The organism is Spirosoma koreense, assembly GCF_054777875.1.
In genome coordinates this window covers 347,949-373,586 of the sequence record NZ_BAAHAC010000003.1, presented here as the reverse complement: position 1 = coordinate 373,586, position 25,638 = coordinate 347,949, and the positions used below count along the sequence as shown (strand labels likewise).

The 25,638-nt window shown below is 53.7% G+C and carries 20 protein-coding genes; 12 read left to right on the top strand and 8 right to left on the bottom strand.

What is annotated here, in order from left to right:
- Positions 1–80 precede the first annotated feature (80 nt).
- The 4 genes from ACYVC2_RS05015 to ACYVC2_RS05000 all read left to right on the top strand — a co-directional run bounded on the left by ACYVC2_RS05015 (position 81) and on the right by ACYVC2_RS05000 (position 5,951).
- Positions 81–2,216, top strand: a complete 2,136-nt coding sequence (locus ACYVC2_RS05015; protein ID WP_461101200.1) for a bifunctional aldolase/short-chain dehydrogenase — start codon at positions 81–83, stop codon at positions 2,214–2,216.
- A gap of 99 nt (positions 2,217–2,315) precedes the next feature.
- Positions 2,316–3,590, top strand: a complete 1,275-nt coding sequence (locus ACYVC2_RS05010; protein ID WP_461101199.1) for a sugar isomerase — start codon at positions 2,316–2,318, stop codon at positions 3,588–3,590.
- 110 nt (positions 3,591–3,700) lie between these two features.
- Entirely contained in the window at positions 3,701–5,104 is a 1,404-nt protein-coding gene (locus ACYVC2_RS05005) for an FGGY-family carbohydrate kinase (protein ID WP_461101198.1), read from the top strand.
- Between the two features lie 127 nt (positions 5,105–5,231).
- Positions 5,232–5,951, top strand: coding sequence for an endonuclease III domain-containing protein (locus ACYVC2_RS05000; RefSeq protein WP_461101197.1), 720 nt, complete (start codon positions 5,232–5,234; stop codon positions 5,949–5,951).
- Positions 5,952–6,014: 63 nt separating this feature from the next.
- Here ACYVC2_RS05000 and ACYVC2_RS04995 read toward each other — a convergent pair whose 3' ends face one another.
- The 3 genes from ACYVC2_RS04995 to ACYVC2_RS04985 all read right to left on the bottom strand — a co-directional run bounded on the left by ACYVC2_RS04995 (position 6,015) and on the right by ACYVC2_RS04985 (position 8,281).
- Positions 6,015–6,755, bottom strand: a complete 741-nt coding sequence (locus ACYVC2_RS04995; RefSeq protein ID WP_461101196.1) for a hypothetical protein — start codon at positions 6,753–6,755, stop codon at positions 6,015–6,017.
- Positions 6,756–6,821: 66 nt separating this feature from the next.
- Positions 6,822–7,310 carry a hypothetical protein gene (locus tag ACYVC2_RS04990; protein WP_461101195.1) on the bottom strand — a complete coding sequence of 163 codons (489 nt, stop codon included), beginning with the start codon at positions 7,308–7,310 and terminating at the stop codon, positions 6,822–6,824.
- 26 nt (positions 7,311–7,336) lie between these two features.
- Positions 7,337–8,281 carry an OmpA family protein gene (locus tag ACYVC2_RS04985; protein ID WP_461101194.1) on the bottom strand — a complete coding sequence of 315 codons (945 nt, stop codon included), beginning with the start codon at positions 8,279–8,281 and terminating at the stop codon, positions 7,337–7,339.
- 412 nt (positions 8,282–8,693) lie between these two features.
- On the opposite strand from ACYVC2_RS04985, the gene ACYVC2_RS04980 reads away from it, so the two are divergent.
- From ACYVC2_RS04980 to ACYVC2_RS04965, 4 genes are all read left to right on the top strand, one after another.
- Complete coding sequence (locus tag ACYVC2_RS04980; RefSeq protein ID WP_461101193.1) at positions 8,694–9,704, top strand: threonine aldolase family protein; 1,011 nt, start codon at positions 8,694–8,696, stop codon at positions 9,702–9,704.
- 104 nt (positions 9,705–9,808) lie between these two features.
- Complete coding sequence (locus ACYVC2_RS04975; RefSeq protein ID WP_461101192.1) at positions 9,809–11,407, top strand: GNAT family N-acetyltransferase; 1,599 nt, start codon at positions 9,809–9,811, stop codon at positions 11,405–11,407.
- A gap of 207 nt (positions 11,408–11,614) precedes the next feature.
- The gene (locus ACYVC2_RS04970; RefSeq protein ID WP_461101191.1) at positions 11,615–12,517 is read left to right on the top strand and encodes a helix-turn-helix domain-containing protein; all 903 of its coding nucleotides are present in this window, start codon (positions 11,615–11,617) and stop codon (positions 12,515–12,517) included.
- Positions 12,518–12,599: 82 nt separating this feature from the next.
- A complete protein-coding gene (locus ACYVC2_RS04965; protein ID WP_461101190.1) occupies positions 12,600–13,460 on the top strand; it encodes an oxidoreductase in 861 nt (286 codons plus the stop codon).
- A 109-nt stretch (positions 13,461–13,569) separates the two neighbouring features.
- Here ACYVC2_RS04965 and ACYVC2_RS04960 read toward each other — a convergent pair whose 3' ends face one another.
- The 4 genes from ACYVC2_RS04960 to ACYVC2_RS04945 form a co-directional block, all read right to left on the bottom strand.
- Positions 13,570–13,995, bottom strand: coding sequence for a ribosomal maturation YjgA family protein (locus ACYVC2_RS04960; RefSeq protein ID WP_461101189.1), 426 nt, complete (start codon positions 13,993–13,995; stop codon positions 13,570–13,572).
- Positions 13,996–14,124: 129 nt separating this feature from the next.
- The gene (locus tag ACYVC2_RS04955) at positions 14,125–15,150 is read right to left on the bottom strand and encodes a zinc-dependent alcohol dehydrogenase (protein WP_461101188.1); all 1,026 of its coding nucleotides are present in this window, start codon (positions 15,148–15,150) and stop codon (positions 14,125–14,127) included.
- Between the two features lie 11 nt (positions 15,151–15,161).
- The gene (locus ACYVC2_RS04950) at positions 15,162–16,499 is read right to left on the bottom strand and encodes an MFS transporter (protein ID WP_461101187.1); all 1,338 of its coding nucleotides are present in this window, start codon (positions 16,497–16,499) and stop codon (positions 15,162–15,164) included.
- Positions 16,500–16,568: 69 nt separating this feature from the next.
- Positions 16,569–17,447, bottom strand: a complete 879-nt coding sequence (locus tag ACYVC2_RS04945) for a glycerophosphodiester phosphodiesterase family protein (RefSeq protein ID WP_461101186.1) — start codon at positions 17,445–17,447, stop codon at positions 16,569–16,571.
- Positions 17,448–17,610: 163 nt separating this feature from the next.
- Between ACYVC2_RS04945 and ACYVC2_RS04940 the strand changes: the two genes are divergently transcribed.
- Both ACYVC2_RS04940 and ACYVC2_RS04935 read left to right on the top strand, forming a co-directional pair.
- Positions 17,611–18,627 (top strand): LLM class flavin-dependent oxidoreductase, encoded by a 1,017-nt coding sequence (locus ACYVC2_RS04940; RefSeq protein WP_461101185.1) that lies wholly within the window; start codon positions 17,611–17,613, stop codon positions 18,625–18,627.
- 124 nt (positions 18,628–18,751) lie between these two features.
- Positions 18,752–19,306: a Uma2 family endonuclease gene (locus ACYVC2_RS04935; protein ID WP_461101184.1), complete on the top strand. Its 555-nt coding sequence runs from the start codon at positions 18,752–18,754 to the stop codon at positions 19,304–19,306.
- Positions 19,307–19,367: 61 nt separating this feature from the next.
- Here ACYVC2_RS04935 and leuS read toward each other — a convergent pair whose 3' ends face one another.
- The gene (gene leuS / locus ACYVC2_RS04930; RefSeq protein WP_461101183.1) at positions 19,368–22,223 is read right to left on the bottom strand and encodes a leucine--tRNA ligase; all 2,856 of its coding nucleotides are present in this window, start codon (positions 22,221–22,223) and stop codon (positions 19,368–19,370) included.
- Between the two features lie 189 nt (positions 22,224–22,412).
- Between leuS and ACYVC2_RS04925 the strand changes: the two genes are divergently transcribed.
- Together ACYVC2_RS04925 and ACYVC2_RS04920 are read left to right on the top strand one after the other, a co-directional pair.
- A complete protein-coding gene (locus ACYVC2_RS04925; protein WP_461101182.1) occupies positions 22,413–24,260 on the top strand; it encodes a hypothetical protein in 1,848 nt (615 codons plus the stop codon).
- A gap of 132 nt (positions 24,261–24,392) precedes the next feature.
- The gene (locus ACYVC2_RS04920; protein WP_461101181.1) at positions 24,393–25,595 is read left to right on the top strand and encodes a S8 family peptidase; all 1,203 of its coding nucleotides are present in this window, start codon (positions 24,393–24,395) and stop codon (positions 25,593–25,595) included.
- Positions 25,596–25,638 lie beyond the last annotated feature (43 nt).

Here is a 25,638-nt window from a genome sequence, read left to right as displayed (position 1 = left end):
GATTGAAAGTGCCTCTTTATTTTTGTTACGAAACAAAAAAAGAATAGTATTTAACCAAGATATCAACCCGATTAAAGTATATGCTTAGCACAACCAACACACCCAAAGCAGATTCATTTCGGCACGTTAGTTACCTATGGGATGATGCCAAAGCGGCCCAGCTGGAAGGCGATGAAGTAGGTCTGCTGATCTACCGTTCCAATCTGTTAGGGGCTGATTTGCGCCTGACCAACTACGGCGGGGGAAACACATCCTGTAAGGTTATGGCCGAAGACCCACTAACGGGTGAACTGACCGAAGTGATGTGGGTGAAAGGGTCCGGGGGTGACATCGGTACGCTAAAGCGCAGTGGGCTGGCAGCCCTGTATCTGGATCGGTTACGGGCGTTGAAAAAGCGCTATCGGGGGCTCGCCTTCGAAGACGAAATGGTGGAGCTGTTCAACCACTCCATTTTTGATTTGGCCTCCAAGGCTCCCTCTATTGATACGCCCCTGCACGGCTTCCTGCCTTTTAAACATATCGATCACCTGCACCCCGACGCGGCCATTGCCATTGCGGCTGCCAAAGACGGTAAGCGCATCACCGAAGAGTTGTTCAACGGCCAGATTGGCTGGGTAGGCTGGCAAAAACCCGGCTTCGACCTAGGTCTTCAACTAGAGCAGTGCGTTAAAGAAAATCCGGGTATCCGGGGTATCATGCTCGGCTCGCATGGCCTGTTTACCTGGGGCGACACGGCCTACGAAAGCTATGTAAATACGCTGGAAGTCATCGAGCGGTGTGCCGAATACCTGGAAGAAAACTACGGCAAGAAAGGCCCTATTTTCGGTGGAGCAAAACGGGAAAGCCTCCCGCAGGCCGACCGGCTGGCGCAGGCCGCTGTGCTGGCTCCGGTGCTACGGGGACTGGCTTCCGGCCAAACCCGCATGATCGGCCATTTTACCGACGATGCGCGCGTACTCGAATACATCAATTCCAATGATCTGGACCGGCTGGCTCCTATGGGCACTTCCTGCCCCGATCACTTCTTACGGACCAAGATCAGTCCACTGGTGCTCGAGCTGAAACCCGATGAAGACCTGACCGACGTTGCTGCGCTGAAAGAAAAGCTGAAGCCTGCTTTCGCTGCGTACCGCGACATGTATACGGCGTATTATGAATCCTGCAAGCACCCCAACAGTCCGGCCATTCGTGATGCCAATCCGGTCGTTATTCTGTATCCAGGCGTTGGGATGTTCACCTTCGCTAAAGACAAGCAGACCGCGCGGGTAGCTGCCGAGTTCTACATCAACGCGATCAATGTAATGAAGGGGTCCGAAGCCATTTCGGAATACACCTCCCTGCCCCGCCAGGAAGCGTTCAATATCGAATACTGGCTACTCGAAGAAGCCAAACTGCAGCGGATGCCCAAGCCAAAACCGCTGACGGGCAAAGTGGCTCTTATTACGGGGAGTGCAGGCGGTATCGGTAAGGCGATAGCCAAAAAATTTGCCCAGGAAGGGGCCTGTGTCGTGTTGAACGACATCAATCAGGAACGGCTGGATGGTGCGAAAGAAGAATTTGTCGGCGCGTTCGGGAAAGATACGGCGGCCACTACAATGCTGAACGTTACGAACTGGGCCAGCATTGAGGAAGCCTACAAAGCAGCCTGCCTGGCCTTCGGGGGGGTCGATATCATCGTGAACAACGCCGGCATCAGCATTTCTAAACCCATTGCCGAACATTCCATCGAAGAATGGGACCGGCTATACGACATCCTGGTAAAAGGGCAATTCATGGTGACGAAGGCTGGTGTAGATGTCATGCGGAAGCAGGAGTTAGGGGGCGACGTGATCAACATCGTATCGAAAAACGCCCTGGTAGCTGGCCCCAACAATGCGGGGTATGGTTCAGCCAAAGCGGCTCAGCTTCATCTGAGTCGGTTGAATGCGGCCGAATTAGGACCGGATCATATTCGGGTGAATACAGTTAACCCCGACGCTGTCATTTCTGACTCGAACATCTGGGCGGGAGGCTGGGCCGAAGGACGGGCCAAAGCGTATGGCATCACGGTCGAGGAACTGCCTGCTTATTATGCCAAGCGGACCTTGTTGAACGAAATCATTCTTCCCGACGATATCGCTAATGCCTGTTTCGCTTTCGTGGGTGGCCTGCTCAACAAATCGACCGGCAACGTGCTGAACGTTGACGGCGGTGTGGCCATGGCCTTTGTCCGATAAACCGAAGAATGGATAATGAACAATGAATAATTGATAGTGACTTAACAGACTCTATTATCAATTATTCATTGTTCATTATCCATTTAAAACCCCTTACCTATGCAACTCGATCCTAATTCCATAGCCGATTTTAACCAGCGTCATCTGGAAGCGCACCAGCGTAAACTTTCTTTCTGGACGCAGGAGGTCGCCACGGCCGAACCGATCATTCAGAAGTTAATTGATTTTCAGATTGCGATTCCGAGCTGGGCGCTCGGAACCGGTGGCACCCGTTTCGGACGATTCCCTGGTGGTGGAGAGCCCCGAAGCCTCGAAGAGAAAATGGCCGACGTCGGACTGCTTCATGCCCTGAACCGCTCCAGTGGTGCTATTTCCCTGCATATTCCATGGGACATTCCAACCGATGCCGAAGCAGTCAAATCGCTCGCCAACAGCTACGGGCTGGCCTTCGATGCGGTCAACTCCAACACGTTCCAGGACCAGCCCGATCAGTCGCTGAGCTATAAGTTCGGGTCGCTGCAGCACGTCGATGCGGCCGTGCGTCAACAGGCGATCGATCATAATATCGAGGTCATTCGGCATGGCGAAGCCCTCGGCTCGAAAGCCCTCACGGTCTGGCTCTCGGACGGTTCGTGTTTTCCCGGTCAATTGAATTTCCGGAAAGCCTTCGGCCGTACCCTCGAAAGCCTGGGTGAAATTTATGCCGCCCTACCCAGCGACTGGAAGCTGTTTGTCGAGTATAAAGCCTTCGAACCAAACTTTTATTCGATGACCGTTGGCGATTGGGGTAGTAGTTTTCTGTATGCCAGCAAACTGGGTCCTAAAGCCTATACGCTGGTCGATCTGGGTCACCACCTGCCCAACGCCAATATCGAGCAGATTGTAGCGATCCTGCTGAATGAAGGCAAACTCGGTGGCTTTCACTTCAACGACTCCAAGTACGGCGACGATGACCTGACGGCGGGTAGCATCAAACCCTATCAATTGTTTCTTATCTTCAACGAGCTGGTCGACGGTATGGATGCGCGGGGCATGAATCACGCCACTAGCCTGGGCTGGATGATTGACGCCAGTCATAACGTCAAGGATCCTCTGGAAGATCTACTGCAATCGGTCGAAGCCATCCTGCTGGCCTACGCCCAGGCACTGCTGATCGACCGGCAGGCGCTGGAAGCAGCCCGCGAAGCCAACGACGTAGCGCTGGCCCAGGAAATTCTTCAGGAAGCTTTCCGGACCGACGTTCGGCCGCTGGTGGCCGAAGCTCGTCGGCGGGCGGGTGGTGCCTTGCAGCCCCTGGCGCTGTATCGCCAACTGAACGTCCGGCAGCAACTCGTCGACGAGCGGGGTACCAAAACCATTGCAACGGGACTTTGAGATCAAATGAATAATGGATAATAAATAATTGATAACGGTGAATCTGTACGGTTTTCAATTATCAATTATTCATTGTCCATTATTCATTGTCCATTATTCATTCATACTTTATGACGCCTGTCATCGCCATCTTCGATATCGGTAAAACAAATAAAAAGCTCTTTCTTTTCAATGAGCGCTACGACATTGTCTGGCAAAAAACAGAGCAGTTTGACGAAGGCGTTGATGACGACGGCTATCCCTGTGAGGATCTGTCGAAGCTGAGCCAGTGGATTCTTACCTCGCTGGCTCAGGTGCTGACACTTCCTGAATTTTCGGTCCGGGCCCTTAATTTTTCGACCTATGGAGCTAGCCTCGTCTACATCGATCAAGCCAGTCGACCCGTCGGTTTTCTGTATAGTTACCTCAAACCTTTTCCGACAAGCATCCGCACTCAATTTTACGAGCAATACGGCACCGAGGCTACCCTGGCCCTCGAAACGGCCTCGCCAGCTCTGGACAGCCTGAATTCGGGGCTGATGCTGTACCGGGTGAAGCACGACAAACCGCAGTTGTTCCAGCATATTCGGTATGCGCTGCACCTGCCGCAGTACGTGAGCTTTCTGATAACGGGGCAGGTCGTGTCTGACGTCACCAGCATCGGGTGTCACACGATGCTGTGGAATTTCGCTCAGCATCAATACCATGACTGGGTCGTATCGGAAGGGCTGGATCAGAAGTTAGGGCCGTTATCGACTTCCGATAGCGTACTTGAAACAACCTGGCAGGATCATCCCCTGAAAGTGGGGGTGGGTTTACATGACAGCTCGGCAGCGCTGATTCCGTACCTGACATCGTTCAAAGAGCCGTTTGTACTTATTTCAACCGGAACCTGGTGCATTAGTCTAAATCCGTTCAACAGCAGCCCATTGACGGTCGAGGAATTGCAGTACGACTGCCTTTGCTTTCTTCATTATAAAGGGCAACCTGTAAAGGCATCGCGGTTGTTTGCGGGTTATGAACACGAACAGCAGGTCAAGCGGCTGGCGGAGCATTTCCAGACCGAGCTAAGCTACTACCAAACCGTTGCCTTCGATCCTGAGCTGATTCAGCAACTCCGAAACCACCGGAGCGGGGGTAATTTTGAGGGAGTCAAAGCCCCGCCTTTGCAGGAATCGCTGTTCAGACACCGTAATCTGGCCGATTTCGGCACTTACGAAGAAGCCTATCACCAGTTGATTCTGGACATTATCGCTCAACAACTGGTTTCGACCAACCTGGTTCTGGCCGGTTCAACGACAAATCGTACAGCGGTCACCCGGATTTTTGTCGATGGGGGCTTCAGCAAAAATCCGATATACATGAATCTGCTGGCCGCTGCCTTCCCCGAACTGGAAGTTTTTGCTGCTTCTGTGGCGCAGGCTACGGCGCTGGGAGCTGCTTTAGCCATCCACCATCACTGGAATGAGCACCCGATTCCAACCGACTGCATCGCGTTGAAATACTACGCTCCATTGAAACAAATGGCGCTTTAAAGAACCAGGTCATTCAGCCAGGGAGGATTCCTGAAACCCTCGATGCCGGTCTCACCGGAAACTTTATTCTTCGACACCAGTTCAACAAAAACTTCGTAGCTGTCCGATCAGCTTCGCTAGTTTTTGTATGCCAACAATTCCCTGCTCAACGACCAGAACCCTCGACGCACACGAACGGCTGAATGACCTTTACGGTGTTCAGGAGATTTACGGGCGGGCAGACCCGATGCACGAACTGATCGGCACGATCTTATCGCACCGCACAACCCATGCCAACGAGGTCACTGCCTACCGTACGATGCGAGAGCGATATCCGACCTGGGAACAGGTGCGCGACGCTCCGCTACCCGACCTGATCGATGCGATTCAAACGGCGAACTACCCCGAAGTGAAAGCACCTTATATCCAGAATCTGCTGACGCATCTATTTCAGGAAACGGGTGCTGCCAACATCGATTTTCTGGCGGATCTATCTACCGAAGAAGCCATGCGATGGCTGACAGCGCTGCCCGGCATCGGCCTGAAAACGGCTACACTACTTTTGCTTTTTAATTTCCGTAAACCTGTCTTACCCGTGGATACGCATGTTCACCGGGTTACGCAGCGAGTCGGGTTGATCGGGCCAAAAGTCAGCGCCGAAAAGGCCCACGCTTTGTTGCTGGCCTGTTTACCCAGCGAGGCTGTGTTGCTGTTTAACTTCCACAAGCATTTTTACTGGCACGGTCAGCGCGTTTGCAGTTGGTACTCGCCCAAATGTGGCGAATGTGTATTAAAGACTATGTGCGACTTTTATCAGTCTGGCGGAACAGGGGTTTTAAGCAGCACCCCCAGCCGAAAGCGGCAATAAAAAAGCGGGACTGGCTAGTGCCAGTCCCGCTTTTCGTACAGAGCATACGGAAACGAACCCGCTTTACTTGCTCCGGTTACCATATTTACGCTCATAAAACGTCCGAGCCTGGCCAACCCAGTTGTCGCGCTCGATGCGGCCAGGAAAAAACTCGATAATCTCGTTCACCTTTTCGATATCTTCTGAGGAAAAATTGGCGACCTGCCGGAAGGTATAAATACCCAGTGTATGTAGTTTTCGCTCCAGAAATGGCCCTACGCCCACAATGTCTTTTAAATCATCGGCTTCCGTAGCGACGGCCCGGCCAATCCGGTCGAAGTTAAGTTCAGAAGCCCGGGCCGCAATCCGATTCAGGATAACGGTTTCGCGATCTTCGGTGGTCGATGTACTTGCCAGCATGGTTTCCTCAATGGGTGGAAACTCAAGGGTTGAACTGATCGGCGGCAGGGTTTGATCGATCGGAGGCAGTTCGACCACGGGCGCAGGTGTATCGTCGTGGGTGTAGGCAGGCAGGAGCGGATCGGCGGGCACAAAAAACTGAGGGGGTTCGACGGCCCGATCCTCATTGGCCGCTGCCGTAGCGCTGGCCGTTGGTATAACATCCACTCTGGAACGGAGCGGCGCTTTAGCGCTTCGGCACTCGTCGAGTTCATTTTTTTTGTCTGCCAGCGCCGAACGAAGCGAGCTGATACGTCCGGCTAGTACCAACCGGCCCAGCAACCAGCCAATGAAGGCAGCCAGCGCCAGTAGAAGCAGGATCTCGGTAATAGCCACCGGACGGCTAAAAGGATCTAATCCAAACATGATGGAATATCGTTTTAAAGAGAGAATAGCCCCGTATCGTCACCCGACGACTTACCGGGCAAAGTATTATTTCTTCCGGGCCAGTTCAGCAGCCTGACTTACCCACCGATCCCGTTCGATACGGCCGGGGAAAAACTCGATAATATCATTGACCTTGTCAATGTCTTCGGCGTTGAAATTGGCGATCTGGCGGAATGTATAGATCCCAATGGCATGTAGCTTTCGCTCCAGAAACGGTCCGATACCAACGATTTCCTTCAAGTCATCGGCTTCGGCAAACGTTGCCAGCCCGATACGGGCGAAGTCAACTTCGCCCGAACGGTTGCGAATCCGGTTCAGAATAATGGCTTCTTCGTTGTCGGCATCCGGTATAAGACGGGCGCGGTGGCAATCATCCACCGCCCGTTCTGTACCGGCCAGTTCCGTTTCGAGTTCACGGACGACGCGCCGGCGGGACACGTAACCAATAATAAAGCCCAGCACAGCCGACACAACCAGCATAATGGTTTGTTGCATTGGGGCATCGGGCAGGTTTAGGGGATTCAGTTCAAACATGACTCTAACGAATTAATACCGTTTATTTATTCTACGACCACAGTTACGCGCCGGTTGGCTTTTCGCCCCGAAAGGGTTTTATTGTCGGCCTTCGGCTCGGTTTCGCCCTTGGCACGAACCTCGATCTGATCCGAATTAATCCCCGATTTGACCAGCTTCTGCTTTACATCGTTTGCCCGGTCGCGGGATAAGCGCAGGTTGACGTCTTCAGGACCGGTATTATCCGTATGACCCGTTAACAGTAGTTTTTTTCCTTTGTTTGCCGCCAGAAATTTAACCGCTTCGTCGAAAAACTTCTTCGTTTCAGTGGTTTTGATGTAGCTGGCTTCTCCGAGCGCAAAATAAAGGTCGATCGGCTCAAAAACAGAAGTATATTTTTCCGCTTCAGCTAGTTCTTTTTCCGAAGTAGGCTCGTTGATCACTGCCAGTTTAGTCGCATCCGGCTTTGAAGCATCCAGTCCAGTGAAGGCGAAGTCGATGCCACCGTATAGCGAATCGCCTTTCGTAGTAAACGGCAGGTTACGCTCAACGCCCTTGGTCGTGATAGACGTAGCCGGTACTCCCTGTTGCACCAGATATTGCTTGAGGCCCTCGGCGCGGGCCAGACCCAGATTCGCAAAAGAGGTTTTATTCACTTCAGCGGGCGAATAGTATCCGACGAGTTCAAGCGTACGACCAGGGTTATCCTTCAGATACTTCACCAGTGATTCCAGCGAACCACCAAGGGTGTTCATGTTGGCATTCGCGCCTGAGGTAGCAAAACTAAAGTGACCGGGTAGTTCGAGCCGGAAGCGATTCCCATCGGCGATGGTGTATACATCTGCACCCGGTGGGGTTGTATACACCGCCGAATCGGTGCCTATCGGTGCGCTGTCATTGGGACACAGATTTTTAATGTTACAGACATGCCACCAGGTCGATCCGATCATCCAGAGAATGAGCAGGATGATCCAGGGAGTTTTATTCATCATGTGAATGGTTGTCGATTAAGATGAGCCTTCGTATCGATTTCCTACTTAAGACGCGAGTGGGCGAAAAGGTTTCTCAAAAATACAGGCAAGCCGTATAAATACAAGAGCCTTCCCCTGCCGGTTCAGTCATTTTACCAGGAAAGCGATCTGGTTAAATGCTGCTGACTTATAACGATTTATTGCATTCTCAGGCAACTTGAAATTTATCGATGAACCCTCAGTGATACTAAAATCACCTTCCTTCGCTTCAGCCCGATTTCTAAAAATTCGTTACTACCACGCCAGGGACACTGACTATCGGCTCCGTCAAAAAATACACGCGGCTGCGTTTAGCAAGGCCATCTGTGGCTAAATTGCAGTCGATACAACCTGTGGATTTTCTATAAAAACAGCGGACTCCTCCGACCGGCTTATGCTTATTGATTTGCGCAGTGACACCGTCACGCAACCCACGCCCGCCATGCGCGAGGCTATGTTTTCGGCTCCCCTCGGCGACGATGTGTTAGGCGACGATCCGACCGTCAATGCTCTCGAAACCAAAGCGGCCGCCTTGTTTGGTATGGAGGCCGCCCTATTTTGTGCATCCGGCACGATGACCAATCAACTGGCGATCCGGACCCACACCCGCCCTGGCGACGACGTTATCTGCGATTCGTTATCGCACGTGTATCAGTACGAAGGCGGGGGCATTTCGGTCAATTCGCTCGCTTCGGTCAGTCTGGCATACGGCGAGCGGGGCAAGCTGACGCCCAATCTGATACGGGATCATATTTATAACCCCGCCGATCCACACAAACCTATCTCCCGGCTGGTCGTCCTCGAAAATACGGTCAACAAAGGCGGAGGCTGTTATTACACGATCCCCGAAATATCGGCCATCCGGCAGCTTTGCAGCGACCAGGGGTTACTGCTTCACCTGGACGGTGCCCGTTTGTTCAACGCCCTGGTCGAAACAGGCGACCCTACGGAAGCCTACGGAAAATTATTCGATTCGATCAGCATCTGCCTGTCCAAAGGACTGGGCTGCCCGGTAGGGTCATTGCTGCTCGGCAAAGCAGATTTCATCCGGCAGGCCCGGCGCTTCCGCAAGCTGATGGGGGGTGGCTGGCGACAGGCCGGATTTCTGGCCGCTGCCGGGATTTACGCCCTCGACCACCACATCGACCGGTTGAAACAGGACCACGCCCGCGCCCGTAAAATCGGAGCCATGCTGGCTCAGTTAGCTGAAGTGGAAGAAATTCTGCCCATCGACACGAATATTGTGATTTTCCGTCTACCCGAAACCATCCTGGCTACCGATTATGTTCATCAGTTGGAGGCTAAAGGAATTCGCAGCGTTCCCTTTGGCAAACACCTGGTTCGGTTCGTTACCCACCTGGACCTGACGGATGAACACCTGACCGAGTTGGAAAAGCGATTGTAATGGCAACTATTGGCCAGCAGACGAAACTCGCCAACGGCTGCCCGAAGGAACACGATCGGCTAGTTTCTCCCTCACAAACGACTGTCGACGATTGACTTTTTAGTATGCATATTCAAACAAGACCATTACAAAAATCCGACTATCATGATCTGAAAGAGACCATGATTGAGGTTTACAGCGGTATCGGCGGAGATTACTGGCCTAAAAGCTCGATCACCAAGCTCCTCAATATTTTTCCGGAAGGGCAGTTTTGCGTTGAAGTCGACGGCAAAGTGGTCGCCAGCGCGCTGGCCATCCGGGTGAAATACGACGATTTCGGCGACAATCACACCTATTACGAGATTACGGGCGGGTATACCTTCAAAACCCATAATGACGAAGGCGATTACTTATACGGCATCGAGGTGTTTGTTCACCCCGACTACCGGGATCTGCGGCTCGGCCGGCGGCTTTACGATGCGCGTAAGGAGCTTTGCGAGCAGTTGAATCTGAAAGGAATTCTGGCCGGAGGCCGTATTCCCAACTACAATAAATACGCCGATGAGCTGACGCCCCGCGAGTACATCACGAAGGTGAAACAGAAGGAAATCTACGACCCGACGCTGACTTTCCAGTTATCGAATGATTTCCACGTTCGGAAGGTGTTACGCGGGTACTTACCTGGCGACTCGGAATCGAAAGAATACGCGACCCTGCTGGAGTGGATTAACATCTATTACGTCAAGGAAGCCGACAAAAAGCCGCATACCGACTCGATTATCCGCCTGGGAGTCATTCAGTGGCAGATGCGGCTGTTCAAGAACCTGAACTCTTTTCTAGAGCAGGTCGAGTTTTTCGTGAATGCTGTCAGCGACTACCGGGCCGACTTCATGGTGTTGCCGGAGTTTTTCAACACGCCCCTGATGGCCGATTTCAACGAGCTGCCCGAACCGGCAGCCATCCGCCGATTAGCCGAATTTACCCAGCCAGTACGCGAAAAGCTTTGCGAACTAGCCATTTCGTACAATGTTAACATTGTAGGCGGCAGCATGCCGCTGGTCGAAGATGGTAAACTTTACAACGTCGCTTATTTGTGCCGACGCGACGGTTCTTTTGAAGAATACCGCAAGATTCACATTACGCCCAACGAAGTGCGGCATTACGGCATGGTAGGCGGCCACGAAATTCGGGCATTTGATACTGACTGCGGCAAAATCGGCATGCTGATCTGCTACGATGTCGAATTCCCGGAACTAAGTCGGTTGCTGGCTCAGCAGGGTATACAAATCCTGTTCGTTCCGTTCCTGACCGATACGCAGAATGGGTACTCGCGGGTACGGCATTGCGCCCAGGCCCGCGCCATCGAGAACGAGTGCTACGTAGCCATCTCAGGCTGTGTCGGCAACCTGCCCCGGGTGCAGAATATGGACATCAACTATGCCCAATCGGCGGTATTTACGCCTTCCGACTTCCAGTTTCCGACCAATGCCGTGAAAGCCGAAGCCACTGCCAATACCGAAATGGTGCTGATTGCCGACGTCGATCTGAGTCTACTCAAAGAACTGCACGAGCACGGTTCGGTACAGGTTATGAAAGATCGCCGGACGGATCTGTATGACGTGACTCTGAAAAAGGCCGCTAAAAAAGCCCTTAAACAACACAAAGCTTCGCCCGACAACGATCCGGAAGTAGCACCGCCCGTCATTGTTGTTGCACATGAATAGATTGACAAACCTTTTTTCTGTCGTTCCGATGACAGGAGGAATCTTAAGGCATCCAAACCAAGAGTGGTGAAGCTTAAAGATTCCTCCTGTCGTCGGAATGACGAAATAGTACTCTTACACAGGCTTCCATTCAATAAAAGGGAAGTAGCAAACAACCTGTAGGAAAATAGGAAAGGTAATCCGGTTTGAATTTGGTAAGTTTGCTTTATGCAAAAGACCGAAAGCCTCGAAGAATTTTACCGGCACAACTTCAATGATCTGCCCGATGACCGGCAGACGGATATCGGGCAGGCCAACGTGTTTCGGCTGGAAGACTGCCTGGCGCCCAATGCCAGACCCGTTCCTTACAGTCGACGGGATTTTTACAAGATCACGCTGATCCGCGGCCACAATGTGTACCATTATGCGGACAAGAGCATCGAGATTCAGCAGCCGACGTTGTTGTTTTTCAATCCGCAGGTGCCGTACACCTGGCAAGCGCTGTCAGACGACACGAGCGGTTTTTTCTGCATTTTCCGCGAAACCTTCTTCCAGGGACGGTTTATTTCTGCCCTGACAGACCTGCCGCTGTTTCGACCGGGCGGTCAGTCAGCCTACCCCCTGAATACTGCTCAGGAAAGCGAAGTGAGCGCTCTTTTCGGAAAGATGCTGGCCGAAATCGCTTCTGACTACCCACTTAAATACGACCTGATGAGGAACTACGTGTCGGAGCTCATGCACTATGCGCTCAAACTACAGCCCTCCGACACCCTCTATCCACACACCGATGCCCGGGCGCGCCTAACGGCCGTTTTTACCGAATTGCTCGAACGGCAGTTTCCGATCGAATCACCCGCCCAGCGGTTTACGCTACGCTCGGCGAGCGATTTTGCCCAACAACTCTCGGTACATGTCAACCACCTTAACCGTTGCGTCCGCGACACGACGGGCAAAACCACGACCGACCATATCGCCATTCGCCTGGCCAGCGAAGCCAAAGCCCTGCTCAAACATACCGACTGGAACATCGCCGAGATCGGCTATAGCCTCGGCTTCGACGAACCGGCCCATTTCAATTACTTTTTCAAAAAACATACCGGCCTGACGCCCTCCGCCTTTCGGCATGTTTGAATTTGGTAAGTATCCGTTTGAATTTGGCAAGCCCCTCCCCTGCCCGCCAGCCTACCTTTGCTGCCGTTAAACAAGCAAACGTATGCATAATCAACAAGTATGGTTTATCACCGGAGCCTCCAAAGGCTTCGGGCTTGAACTGGTCGGACAGTTGCTGGAGCAGGGGCATCGGGTAGCTGCCACCTCGCGTGATATTGCCGAATTACGCCGGGCCGCCGATACGGTATCAACCGATTTCCTGCCAATGGCGGTCGACCTGACGACCGAGACCAGCGTGGCCAGAGCCATCCAGACCACTATAGAGCAGTTCGGACGAATCGATGTGGTCGTCAACAATGCTGGGTACGGGCAGTTGGGTAGTCTGGAAGAACTTACCGACGCCGAAGCCCGCGCTAATTTTGAGGTCAACGTGTTCGGCACGCTCAACGTAATCCGGCAGGTTATGCCGCAGTTGCGCAAACAGCAGTCCGGACACATCCTCAACCTGTCTTCCATAGCTGGTATTACGGGTGCTTTTCCCGGCTGGGGTATTTACTGCGCCACCAAGTTTGCCGTCGAGGGGTTGTCCGAATCGCTGGCCGCCGAGGTAGCTCCGTTCGGAATCAAAGTGACACTCGTTGAGCCGGGTTACTTCCGCACCGAGTTTCTGTCGTCGGGTTCACTGCGGGTGCCACAGGCTCAACTGGATGCGTATGCGCTGGTGCGCCAGTCCGAAGAAGCGCATCAGAACCAGATCAGAGGTAACCAGCCGGGCGATCCGGTGAAAGCCGCAGCTGCTATAATTCAGATTGCTGCCGAAACCAACCCGCCCCTTCACCTATTTCTGGGACAGGATGCGTATGACCTGGCTAAGCTGAAAATCAGGGCCTTACAGGACGACCTGACCCAGTGGAAAGCACTGACCGTGAGTACGGGTTTTACTGAACCGAATATGGCTGTCTGACCACCGCTGGCCTGCCGGAACCGTCGACGACCTTAGTCATCTGCTTTTCAGGAGCTGACGAAGAGCCCTTCCGTACGGGAGGGCTCTTTCATACCGAATCGGGTCGTCACTATTGCCGACCGGGACTGATACGCATGGCTCGTTGATAGCGGGCCGGAATGATATACAGCTCGATCAGTAAGCCGACCAATGCCCCGATTGTGTAACAAATCAAATCACTCCATACGAACGAAAAACCAAGCACTAGCGCTCCCAGGCGTGTAGCCCGCAGGTTGTCGATCCAGGGAACATGGTATAGCTGACTCAACTCGATACTGAACGAAAACAGCAGGGTAAGCAGCAAGATCGTTTTTGTCGACAATCGGTTCAACGTAAACGCCAGCCCGAAAAAGACCATTAGCGCCCATAATGCGTCTCCAACGTAGGCTTTCACAAAATCAATCTCACCAAACAAACGCCTGGATGCCAGGCCCATCAGCAACACGCCCAGTGTCAGTCCCCCGTAGAGCAATCGATTTCGATGGATAGCCAGCATGTTATTTTATATGCGCTTATGAATCCTTATCCGACTAGCAATGATATAAGCTGAACCGGGAAGTATAATACTTATAGTCAATTTGTAAAATATTCGCCATCCTCCTCAATGTATAAAGCGTTCAGGAAGTTAGACGGCTAGTATAATTTTGGTATGTTTCCCGGCAGCGGCTGTGGCAAGTGCAGCCGAAAGGTTGTTGAACCGATCTTGGGCCGAAATGATAAGACCGGGTTGCAAAAATCCACTTTCAATCAGGCGGATGGTTCGCCGGAAGTCGGCAGGATGCTGATAAATAATCGACGTCCGGATGTCGATGCCCTGTCGGGTTATACCAAACTCGGTGATGGCGCTGGGTTTGTCGGACAATCCAGCTACGACCACAAAGGCCCCCCGCGGAGCCGCTTCTATCGCCAGGGTCAAAGCCGGGGCAGCCCCGGCGCATTCGAAGACCGTGTGAACCCGCGCATTTTTCCAGATAACGGCAATTTGGTTTGCAGTAGTCTCAGCCGCCACCGGAATCGCCCCGAAAGCCGCAGCCTGATCGACCTTTTCCTGAACGCGGTCGTGTGCCCATACCGTATAGCCCATTTTTTGGGCCAGATGGGTCAGCAGCAACCCAATGGCTCCGAGCCCGATGACGGCGATGGTATCCCCTGGCCGGGCGGGCGACGTAAACAGGGTGTGCAGCGCTACTGCCGTCGGTTCAATTACCACCGCATTTTCGTCGCTGATCGAATTGGGAATTTTCCAGGCAAATGGGGCAGGCACCACCGTATAGTCGGCAAAGCAACCCGTTTCGAGCATACCGACAATCCGCTTGTCAGGGCAAATGTTCCCGCGCCCCTGCCAGCAGTACTCGCAATGCCCGCAAGGATAGTTCGGCTCGATAACCACCCGATCGCCAGGCTGATGTTCCCTGACTTGCTCTCCTACTTTGTCGACGTAGCCGATGCCTTCGTGCCCCATAATCAGCGGAAAAGACAAGTCAGGTCGATGCCCCAGAAATAGTGACACGTCGGATCCGCAGATGCCCACCAGCTTCATTTTCAGCCGTACCTCCCCCGGCCCAGGCTCCGGAATAGGCCGTTGCTGAAGCGCAACGGAGCGAGGGGCAGTCAAGACGCCTGCTACCATATGGGTTGATTCAGGTCGCATGAGAAATTTAGTTAAACCACTGCCGGCAAGTGCCCCTTCTTCGTCTCGACGGGTCGAAGCGCCGGTAGGGTCAGGTGAATAACCATCAGGCCAATCAGGTACGAAAAACTGGCAAAGATAAACATGGGTTTGTAGCCGAAAGCCGCTACAATATAGCCGGTGGCGGCCGCTACCACCATGCTGACCAACCCACCCAGAAACCCGCCCATACCGGCCACCGTAGCCACCGAGCCGCTGGGAAACAGTGTGGCCGACATGGCATACACGTTCGTCGACCAACCCTGATGGGCTGCCATGGCCAGCGCCAGTAAGGCCACCACCCCGGCAAAGCTGTGTACGGACGGAATGAGGTAAATCGGCGTAACGGAAAGCGCACAGATCAATAGAGTCAGCTTGCGCGCTTTGTTTTCGGTCCAGCCCCGTTTCATGAGAGTGGTGGCCAGCCATCCAAAGAAAATACTACCCAGATCAGAAATGAGGTAGATGATGAGAAAGGGAATTCCGAAGTTTTTCAGGTCCAGTTTCCGGTCGAGCTGGTTGTTGGTGATCAGGAAATCGGGAAGCCAGGTCAGGTAAAAGAACCAGACTGGATCGGCGAAGATTTTGCCGAAACAGAAAGCCCAGGTTTGGCGATACCGGCCCAGTTCGAACCACGAATACCGGGTCAGTTGCTCCGACTTATCCGACTCGGCCCGTCCTTCGGTAATGTACTGAAACTCGGCTTCCGACAGCGCTCCCGTCGATTCGGGCCGGGCATACTGGACCAGCCAGATCACCAGCATCAACACCCCCAGGACCGCCGAAATCAGAAAAGCTCCCCGCCAGCCAAACTGCTGCATCAGGATCGGAATCAGCAGGGCCGTCGTGATCACCCCCATGTTCGAGCCAGCGTTCAGGATACCCGTCGCTGTCGAGCGCTCCCGCTTTGGAAACCATTCGGCAATGGCTTTCATAGCCGACGGGAAGTTGGCCGCTTCGCCCAGGCCCAGCACCGCCCGCACGAACGCAAACTGCCCCGCCGTCGAAATAAATCCGGACACGATGCTGGCCGCACTCCAGACGGCCATCCCGATGGAGAAACCTTTTTTGGTACCCACCCGGTCGATCAGCCAGCCAATCAATAGAAAACCAATGGCATACGTTGCTTTAAAGGCCGAGTCGATCAGGCCCATCTGAATCCGGAACAGTTTCAGGTGCTCGTCGGTCAGTAGCGCGTTGGGCGCCAGCCCCAGGATTGTTTTCTTAAAACCCGCGTCGGTCATGACGAACGACAGCACCTGACGATCCACGTAGTTGATCGTGGTTGCCAGAAACAGCAGAGCTATAATCCGCCAGCGGTAATTGTTCATGAAAGCGACTGTACCACGACCAAAAAGCCGCGCTACTTGAAAGCATCTGAAAGCAGGAACCTACCCGTCTTATTTGTACAGCACGTTCGCCATTTCCAGCGGTCGGTCGGTGCTCAGGATGTCAGCTCCGTGCTGAACGAATGTTTTATAGACCGGGTCACCTTTGGCGGCCGCCTGCTTGTCGAGGTTACCCAGCGTACCGAGAATGGTCGCGATGCCTTTCTGGTGCAGAAACTGGTACAAGTCGGCGTCGGGCTCTTTTACACCTACAAACGCCACCATGCGGTTGTCGGGCACGCCCAGTTCGTGCAGTCGGTTGTATTCGTCCTGGTTGCGGATCGTGACCGATATCATCAGGTTCGGGTCGAGCTGGTGCAGTCTGGCCGCATCCTGCGCGTTGTAAGTGATAACGGCGACGTAGCGGTCGGCACCGGTTTTGTGCACCATGTCGACCACTTTGGCAAAGGACACGTTTCGCTTGACGTCGAGGGTAAAGGTCGCTTTATTTTTGCCCCAGCGCAGCACTTCTTCCAGGGTCGGGATTTTGTAGGGTGTCACGTTTCCCTGGTTGTCTTCCAGCCGATAAGCCCCCAACTCCGCGTACGTTTTGTCGATGAGTCTGCCCGTTCCGTTCGTGGTCCGGTCGAGGGTAGCATCGTGCATCATCACCATCACGCTGTCTTTGGTGAGATCGATATCGCATTCGATAATAGCCGGATGAGCCGACGAACCGATCTGTTGGGCCACGTACGCAAACGACTCGATGCAGTTTTCGGGATACCCTTTCAGATCGCCCCCGCCCCGGTGCACCGAAATCAGCGGGGCCTGGTTGGGTTTATAGTGGAAAAAATCAGCCGCTTTGCTCCCTGAAAGATTCGTAGTCGCTTGAGGAGCGCAGGCGGTCAGAAGCCCGTATACCCCGAGCAGGTAAACGTAGGTACGTATCATAATAAGCTAACCCGACCCGATAAAGCCGTTTTCTGAACTGTCCTTCAGGAACTGTTCGACGCCGGTGTCTTGTTGATAAACGTTACAAAGGTACGTTGAATCCAGCCTGCTTTCTACGCATCCGGGAGGTTAACATCCTCAACTTATTCAACAATTGCGGACGATGATTCCCTTTTCAATTCTTGACCTATCGCCTATTGTTGCGGGAAGCACCCCTACCCAGGCCTTACACAATACGCTCGATCTGGCCCAACACGCCGAACAACTGGGCTACAACCGGTTCTGGCTGGCCGAACACCACAACATGCCGGGCGTAGCCAGTGCGGCTACCTCAATCGTGATCGGCTACGTGGCCGGTGGCACAAAAACCATTCGCGTCGGGTCGGGCGGAATCATGCTCCCGAACCACTCGCCCCTGGTCATCGCCGAACAGTTCGGTACGCTTGAATCGCTCTACCCCGGCCGCATCGACCTGGGTCTGGGCCGCGCGCCCGGCTCCGATCAGATGACGGCCCGCGCCCTGCGCCGGAACACGACCGGACCCGACACCTTCCCGCAGGATGTGGTTGAATTACAGCAGTATTTTCAGCCCGACGATACGAATCAGTTTATTCAGGCAGTGCCGGGCAATGGTCTGAACATTCCGATCTGGATTCTAGGCTCCAGTTTGTTCGGAGCCCAGTTGGCCGCTATGCTCGGGTTGCCGTACGCGTTTGCGTCGCACTTTGCGCCCAAAGAATTGCTGAATGCCCTGCAGACATACCGAACCCGGTTTAAGCCCTCGGCGCAGCTAACGACCCCCTACGCGATGGTCGCCGTCAATGTCATTGCCGCCGATACGGACCGGGAAGCCGAACGGTTGTTCACCTCCATGAAGCAGCAGTTTCTGGCGATCAGCCGGGGCAAAGCGCGTCAGATGCAGCCGCCCGTCGAAAGTATGGACTCGCTCTGGTCTGAATTTGAGCAGTTCAATGTCGAGCAGGCATTGCGTTTCTCAGCGGTGGGTTCGCCTAAGACGGTTCAGCGCAAACTGGCGGAAATTCTTCAGCAAACGCAGGCCGACGAGCTGATCATCAGCGCGCCGATCTACGATCAGGAAGCCCGCAAGTACTCCCTGACCCTGACAGCGGAGGTCCGTGATGCGCTGGCCACAGAGGTTTCTCAAGCTGTAGCGGCCTAGGCTTTCTTCTGCTTTGTATAAATCTAGAAGGGACTAAGTAACCGGTTCAATCAGAAAGCTTTACCTTAATTGTGTTACGAATGCATCCTGTTTTAGTCTTATCTTCGCTCAAACAATAATCGTCATGGTACACGTGCCAAATCCAGTACTTCCTCAGACGTTCGAAGCATTCATGAATTGGGAACCCAATGATGGCTTCAAATATGAATGGAACAACGGGGATATCATTCGGTTTTCAGGCATGAAGAAGAGGCAGTACTTTATTTACGGCGGTTTGAATAAATTATTCGTTAAAAAAGACTACCACGAACAGGGGATGCTCATGGCTGAGCCGGATGTGATGCTGACAGCGATCCAAATGCGCCGACCAGATATTGCCTACTTCACTTACGAACAAACCCAGCGAGGCCGCCAAGGGGAAGACGTTATCCCGGCGTTTGTGATCGAGATTCTGTCGGAAACGGATCAGGCCTACCGAATCGAAGAAAAAATCGCTGAATACTTTAAAGCAGGCGTTCAGGTAGTCTGGAACATCTTTCCCGATCAGGAAGTCGTTTATGTGTATTCATCCCGGAAGCAGGTAGCCATTTGTCTCGGCGACGATATCTGTTCCGCAGTTCCCGTCTTACCAAATTTTCTGATCAGCGTTAATACGCTATTTGCCCAGTCGGAGTCCTAAGCGAAACGATATAGACTTAAACGAAGCGGGGGCGGTTTTTCAACCGCCCCCGCTTCGTTTATCAGATAACTACGTTGACGATCCGCTTCGGGACGACGACGACTTTCTTGGGTGCTTTGCCGTCGAGCCACTTCTGCACGATTTCGTCGGCCAGCACCTCGCGCTCGATCTCGGTGGGCGCCCGGTCGATGGCAAAACTGATGGTGGTGCGCACTTTCCCGTTGATCTGAATCGGATACTCGAACGCATCCTCGACCAGGTAATTCGGGTTGAAAACAGGAAACTTCGCTTTCGAGATCGTACCGGGTTCGTTGCCCAGAGCTGCCCACAGTTCTTCCGTAATGTGGGGCGCGTACGGCGACAGAATCAGCACCAGGTCCTGCAAAATCGCCCGCTTGTGGCAGTTCAGCGTACTCAACTCATTGACACAGACCATAAACGCACTTACCGACGTGTTGAACGAATAGGTTTCAATGTCGCTTTCTGCTTTCTGAATGGCTTTGTGCAGAATCTTCAGCTCAGCGGGTGTCGGTGCTTCGTCCGTTACGAGCCAGGTGTTTGTACCGGCATCCGATGCTCCGGCCACATTGTCTTTGTAGAACAACCGCCAGAACTTGCGAATGAAGCGATACACGCCGTCGATGCCGTTGGTGTTCCAGGGTTTGGCCTGATCCAGCGGTCCCAGGAACATTTCGTACAGCCTTAGTACGTCGGCGCCATATTTCTCGACGATAACGTCCGGGTTGACGACATTGAACTTAGCTTTTGACATTTTTTCCACTTCTGCCCCGACGATGTAACGACCATCCGGCTCCAAAATGAACTCGGCGGGAAGACCATCAGGGCTTTTGGCAAACCAACTACCCCATTCTCTGAAGGCTTCAATATTCAGTACGTCATTTTCAACGATGTTCACATCGACGTGCAAGGGCGTTACTTCTGTGCCGTTAATCTGATTCAGCGACACAAAAACCGGTGGTACTCCTTCAACACCGGTGCCTTTTACCCGGTACACAAAATTGCTCCGCCCCTGAATCATGCCCTGGTTGATGAGCTTTTTGAACGGCTCTTCCTGCGGCACGTAACCCCGATCTTTCAGGAATTTATTCCAGAAACGGCTGTAGAGCAGGTGGCCCGTAGCGTGTTCGGTGCCACCAATGTAGAGGTCTACGTTCTGCCAGTAGGCGATCGCCGGTTTGCTGGCGAACACGCCTTCATTGTTCGGGTCCATGTAGCGGTACCAGTACCACGACGAACCCGCCCAGCCGGGCATGGTGCTCAGTTCATACTCAAACTCACCCTTGTACTTCCAGCCTTCCGCGCGACCCAGCGGGGGTTCGCCGGTTTCCGTCGGCAGGTATTTGTCGATGGCGGGCAACTCCAGCGGCAGCGCGCTCTCATCGATCAGATACGGCAGACCGTCTTTGAAGTACACCGGCACTGGTTCGCCCCAGTAGCGCTGGCGACTGAACACGGCATCGCGCATGCGATAGTTGATTTTACCCCGGCCCAGACCGCCATCTTCCAGCCACGAAATCAGCGCGGGGGTCGCCTGCTGATAGGTCATGCCGTCGATGATGCCCGAGTTGATATAACGCCCTTCTTTGGTGTTGTCTGCCTGCTGGTCGATGTCCTTCTGCGCATCCAGGATCGGAATGATCGGCAGGCCGAAATGCCTCGCAAAGTTCCAGTCGCGCTGATCGCCGGACGGAACGGCCATGACCGCCCCGGTACCGTAGCCCGCCAGTACGTAATCGGCCAGGTAGATCGGTACTTTCTCGCCGTTCACCGGATTCAGGCAGTAGCTCCCCGTAAATACGCCCGACACCGCTTTGGTTTCGGCCATCCGGTCGCGCTCGGAACGCATTTTCGCGGCATTCACGTAAGCGTCTACGGCTTCGCGCTGTCCGGGCGTGGTCAGTTGCGGCACCAGCTCATGTTCCGGAGCCAGCACCATAAACGTAACTCCATAAATGGTGTCGACGCGGGTGGTGAAGACCTCGATCGTGGCCGGCGAGTTCTCGACCGCAAACTTCACGGATGCGCCCACGCTCTTGCCAATCCAGTTACGTTGCTGCTCTTTCAGCGACTCGGTCCAATCGATGGTATCCAGCCCGGTCAGCAGCCGGTCGGCGTAGGCCGTGATGCGCATCATCCACTGCCGCATCAGCTTCTGCTCGACCGGATAGCCACCCCGCTCCGATACACCGTCTTTCACCTCGTCGTTGGCCAGTACCGTACCGAGAGCCGCGCACCAGTTCACGACCGCATCGGCCAGATAGGTTAAGCGGTATTTCAGGGTGATTTCGTAAGATTCGCGCATCGACATGGCGTTCCACTCGGCGGCTGTGAAGGTCGGTGTATCCTCATCGCACACGGCATTTACGTCGGTCGTACCGTTAGTCGCAAATTTCTCCAGCAGGGTTTCGATGGGTTCGGCCCGGTCGGTGTCTTTGTTGTACCACGACCGGAACAGTTCCATGAAAATCCACTGCGTCCATTTATAATAGGCCGGATCAGACGTCCGGACTTCGCGGCTCCAGTCGAAGCTGAAACCAATGTTTTTTAGCTGTTCGATATACCGCTCACGGTTCTGCGCGGTTGTGATGGCCGGGTGCTGCCCCGTCTGAATGGCGTATTGTTCGGCGGGCAGTCCGAACGAGTCGAAACCCATCGGGTGCAGTACGTTGTAGCCCTTCAGACGCTTATACCGTGCCACGATGTCCGACGCAATATACCCCAGCGGGTGCCCCACGTGCAGACCAGCGCCCGACGGATACGGGAACATATCGAGGACGTAGTATTTGGGTTTGCCGGTTGCCTCCGCCTGCTGGGGTTCGTCGGGTTTATAGGTATGGTGGTCGTCCCAAAACTGTTGCCATTTTTTTTCAGTTTCGCGGTGGTTGTAGTCAGCCATGAGTCATTGATAATGGATAATGAACAATGGATAATGAATAATGAGTCGTGTAGTGTAAAAGCCGTTTAGCCAGCTCTTTTTATTCTACATTATTCATTTTTCATTATTCATTCTCTATTGAGATTGCAAAAATAGCCGTTTACAGAGACTTTTGCCTATCCGCACCATCGACGAACTCATAAGCCCCCAATGAATCTGTTCCGCTCGTCTGCCCGGCGTTCTTCGCAAACTACCCTTACGGCCGGCAACCAGCCAGTCAACTGGCTTTGGTTCAGCGTCTTAGCCATACTGGTTGCTGGACTGGGAAGCTGGGTGATCGGCGATTTTAGCCATCCGCTTTCCGATGGCAACGACACGGATCAGTTTGAATACGTCGGTTATTTCTTTACAAAAAACCTTTTGTTCAGTCCGTTTCCGCATCTCCGGCTGGTCAACACGCAAACCTTTTACCCGTATGGTACCAATCAGGTGTTTCTGGACTGGGGCTTCGAGCGCGACTACTGGTATCGACTCTGTTCTATTTTATTTGGTGGAGCGGGGCCTTACCTGCAGTCCTACTACCTCTATACATTGCTGGTAGCCGCTCTTGGCACGTTTGTGCTGCTGCAACCCCGCTTCGGTATTGCCAAATCTTTCGTAGCCGGGCTAGTCGTTTCTATTTTCAATTTTTACGCTCTCTGGAAATTTCCGGTACATATGAATGTCGGTGTAGGCCACTGGACGACGGTCTGCATGGTTGCCACGTACCGGCTGCTGTATGATGTGGTGCAGAAAAAAACCGTTTCGCTGCCCTACGTGCTATTCTGGATGTGGCTACACGCCCAGATTCTGGGGCAGGAACTGGGCTACGTCGCCGGGTTTGCCCTGACGTTTACGACGCTGACCGTTCCCGTTCTGGCCGTCGTGCTTTATCGCCAGCACAGCTCCGCTCTGGCTACCAGCCCCCTGACTAATGGCTTCACACTGGTTAGGGACTATATACAGAAGCAGTTCCGTCAACATAAAACGGGGGTTTTATGCTGGCTGCTACTGCTCCTGATCAGTTTGTATCTGTACCTGCCTCTAACCCTGCAAATCGCCTTTACGGCCTGGCAATTCGATTTTAACGCGGTACCCGAAATGCGGGCCTGGTCACATCCGGTACGCCTGTTGCTACCTTACCTTCCCCAACTGGATAGCTACTCGGTTCCGTATCAACGCTGGCTGCACGATACCTTCGAGAGCTACGGACAGGGCAGTCCGGGCCTGTACCTAACCCTGCTGGCCGGTATCGGTCTCTGGCATATTCGGCATCGGGTGACGCTGTGGTTGCCTATCGTGCTGATGCTGGTGCTTTGTTTGCTGTATCACCCGGTGGCTTTCCCGACGCTTAAGCTTTTTCCCTGGTTTAGCTTCAACCGACACGGTGGCCGGGCTACGCTGGTGTATCCGGTGCTGTTCTGTCTGCTGGCCTTATCGGTCCAGTGGCCGCGGTCGCAGCGGGGTCGGGCAGCTATGCTGTTTCTGCTCGGGCTGATGGGTGCGGAATGGACGACGGGCTATTACCAGCGGTTATTTTATTCAACGAGCGTCGTGTCGGATAGTGTACTGCGCTACTGCGCGGTCGTGCGGACTCAACCAGGCATAGCGGTACTCGACTGGCCATTTTGTACGGTCGGGGGCGACGGCGTCGGAGCGGCCGAAGGGCTTTGTCCATATTATGAGCAGCAGAATGCGGTGTTTACCTTCCGGCGATTCTACGACAAAAGCGGGGTCGGTCAATATTTCGGACGGCTCCATCCCAATCAGATTCAACCGTTTCTGCGCGACGGCTGGCCGCGGCTGTTAAAATCCGACCGTATCTTCACGGATCAGGACTGGTTGTTTCTGGACAATTTCCTGCGGAAAAACCACTTTGCGGGGATCAATCTATACCCTGATTTGTTATCTCCTCAGCAGGTCACTGCCTTTTACCGGCGCTATGGAACCCCGATTGCAGAAACCCGGTTCCCAGCCGCTGGACGGGTTGTTTTCCTCCCGCTTTCCGGAGAAAAATAGCCGGAAATCGACACGATGCGCAACAGCCATTTCGTTTTTTACGTATAGCTAAATACCGACCGACTTCCCCTGCGCATGGCGTGATCATCTACGATTTTCCTGTTTTCTACTCGTAGTTTTTGTACGTATTCTATGCGACGTTTTCTCAAGCTCGCGACGCTTTCCAACGTCGCCCTGATTGGTCTTGGCTTGTTCGGTTGCCAGTCCGACAGTAACATTGAACCGACCAGCCTGTCAACCGATTGCCTGGTCAAGGCCTCTTCCACCAGTGGCGTAGCCATTGCGGGCTCCTATATCATTACCTATAAACCGACCCAGACATTGCCAACGGCTTCGGGCGCTCGGGTGGCTGCCGCCGAAGCCGCGGCCAAACAGTTTCTGACGACGTATCAGATGGCGAATCCGCAGGTATCGGTGCTGGCATCGGGAGAGCAGACCACCTTTCTGGCGCAACTGACCGAGAGCGAGTCGAAAACATTACAGCAGGACCCATCCGTCGAGCTGGTCGAACCCGACCGGACTATGTCGATCTGCAACTGCGTCGACGTCACAACCTCATCGACGATTACCTGGAACGTCAAACAGACGGGGTATGGCCGCGGTGACCTGCAAACGGGCAAAACAGCCTGGATCATCGATACCGGCATTGATCTGGACCACCCAGACCTCAACGTGGATGCCAGCCGCAGTAAGTCGTTTATCAGCGGCAACGCATCCGCCGACGACGAAAACGGCCATGGAACCCATGTGGCTGGAATCATCGGAGCTAAAAACAACACCATTGGTGTAACGGGCATTGCTTCCGGGGCTACGCTGGTTTCGCTCCGGGTGCTCGACGATGAGGGCGATGGCCGGCTTTCGGGAATTATCCAGGCGGTCAATTATGTGACCCAGAACGGGAAAGCGGGCGATGTCGTGAATCTGAGCCTCGGTGGTGAAGGCACCTCGGCGACGCTCGAACGGGCCATAACGCAGGCGGCCAATGCAGGAATTCTGTTTGCCATTGCCGCCGGGAACGACGGCAAAAATGCCGACAGCTATTCGCCCGCACGGCTGAACCATGCCAACGTCTTTACCGTATCGGCGATGAACAACCAGAACCAATTTGCCTCCTTCTCGAATTACGGCAGCAGCGTGGATGTGTGCGCCTATGGCGTTCGGATTACGTCGACCTATAAAGAGGGTAAATATGCCACCTTAAGCGGCACCTCGATGGCGGCTCCCCACGTGGCGGGTCTGTTGTATATCCGCGGTAGCAACCTGCCAACGCACGGTGCCGTCACGGGTGATCCCGACGGGACGGCCGACCCAATGGCGGGAGAAGCCAGCCAGTAACCTAACCAACCACAGAATGTGTAAAGCGGGCGTCGGCTGAGTT

What these genes read in the sequence shown, in the direction of transcription:
- ACYVC2_RS05015 (WP_461101200.1), top strand. Translation starts at nt 81, where the DNA reads ATGCTTAGCACAACCAACACACCCAAAGCAGATTCATTTCGGCACGTT.
- ACYVC2_RS05010 (WP_461101199.1), top strand. Translation starts at nt 2,316, where the DNA reads ATGCAACTCGATCCTAATTCCATAGCCGATTTTAACCAGCGTCATCTG.
- ACYVC2_RS05005 (WP_461101198.1), top strand. Translation starts at nt 3,701, where the DNA reads ATGACGCCTGTCATCGCCATCTTCGATATCGGTAAAACAAATAAAAAG.
- ACYVC2_RS05000 (WP_461101197.1), top strand. Translation starts at nt 5,232, where the DNA reads ATGCCAACAATTCCCTGCTCAACGACCAGAACCCTCGACGCACACGAA.
- ACYVC2_RS04995 (WP_461101196.1), bottom strand. Translation starts at nt 6,755, where the DNA reads ATGTTTGGATTAGATCCTTTTAGCCGTCCGGTGGCTATTACCGAGATC.
- ACYVC2_RS04990 (WP_461101195.1), bottom strand. Translation starts at nt 7,310, where the DNA reads ATGTTTGAACTGAATCCCCTAAACCTGCCCGATGCCCCAATGCAACAA.
- ACYVC2_RS04985 (WP_461101194.1), bottom strand. Translation starts at nt 8,281, where the DNA reads ATGATGAATAAAACTCCCTGGATCATCCTGCTCATTCTCTGGATGATC.
- ACYVC2_RS04980 (WP_461101193.1), top strand. Translation starts at nt 8,694, where the DNA reads ATGCTTATTGATTTGCGCAGTGACACCGTCACGCAACCCACGCCCGCC.
- ACYVC2_RS04975 (WP_461101192.1), top strand. Translation starts at nt 9,809, where the DNA reads ATGCATATTCAAACAAGACCATTACAAAAATCCGACTATCATGATCTG.
- ACYVC2_RS04970 (WP_461101191.1), top strand. Translation starts at nt 11,615, where the DNA reads ATGCAAAAGACCGAAAGCCTCGAAGAATTTTACCGGCACAACTTCAAT.
- ACYVC2_RS04965 (WP_461101190.1), top strand. Translation starts at nt 12,600, where the DNA reads ATGCATAATCAACAAGTATGGTTTATCACCGGAGCCTCCAAAGGCTTC.
- ACYVC2_RS04960 (WP_461101189.1), bottom strand. Translation starts at nt 13,995, where the DNA reads ATGCTGGCTATCCATCGAAATCGATTGCTCTACGGGGGACTGACACTG.
- ACYVC2_RS04955 (WP_461101188.1), bottom strand. Translation starts at nt 15,150, where the DNA reads ATGCGACCTGAATCAACCCATATGGTAGCAGGCGTCTTGACTGCCCCT.
- ACYVC2_RS04950 (WP_461101187.1), bottom strand. Translation starts at nt 16,499, where the DNA reads ATGAACAATTACCGCTGGCGGATTATAGCTCTGCTGTTTCTGGCAACC.
- ACYVC2_RS04945 (WP_461101186.1), bottom strand. Translation starts at nt 17,447, where the DNA reads ATGATACGTACCTACGTTTACCTGCTCGGGGTATACGGGCTTCTGACC.
- ACYVC2_RS04940 (WP_461101185.1), top strand. Translation starts at nt 17,611, where the DNA reads ATGATTCCCTTTTCAATTCTTGACCTATCGCCTATTGTTGCGGGAAGC.
- ACYVC2_RS04935 (WP_461101184.1), top strand. Translation starts at nt 18,752, where the DNA reads ATGGTACACGTGCCAAATCCAGTACTTCCTCAGACGTTCGAAGCATTC.
- leuS (WP_461101183.1), bottom strand. Translation starts at nt 22,223, where the DNA reads ATGGCTGACTACAACCACCGCGAAACTGAAAAAAAATGGCAACAGTTT.
- ACYVC2_RS04925 (WP_461101182.1), top strand. Translation starts at nt 22,413, where the DNA reads ATGAATCTGTTCCGCTCGTCTGCCCGGCGTTCTTCGCAAACTACCCTT.
- ACYVC2_RS04920 (WP_461101181.1), top strand. Translation starts at nt 24,393, where the DNA reads ATGCGACGTTTTCTCAAGCTCGCGACGCTTTCCAACGTCGCCCTGATT.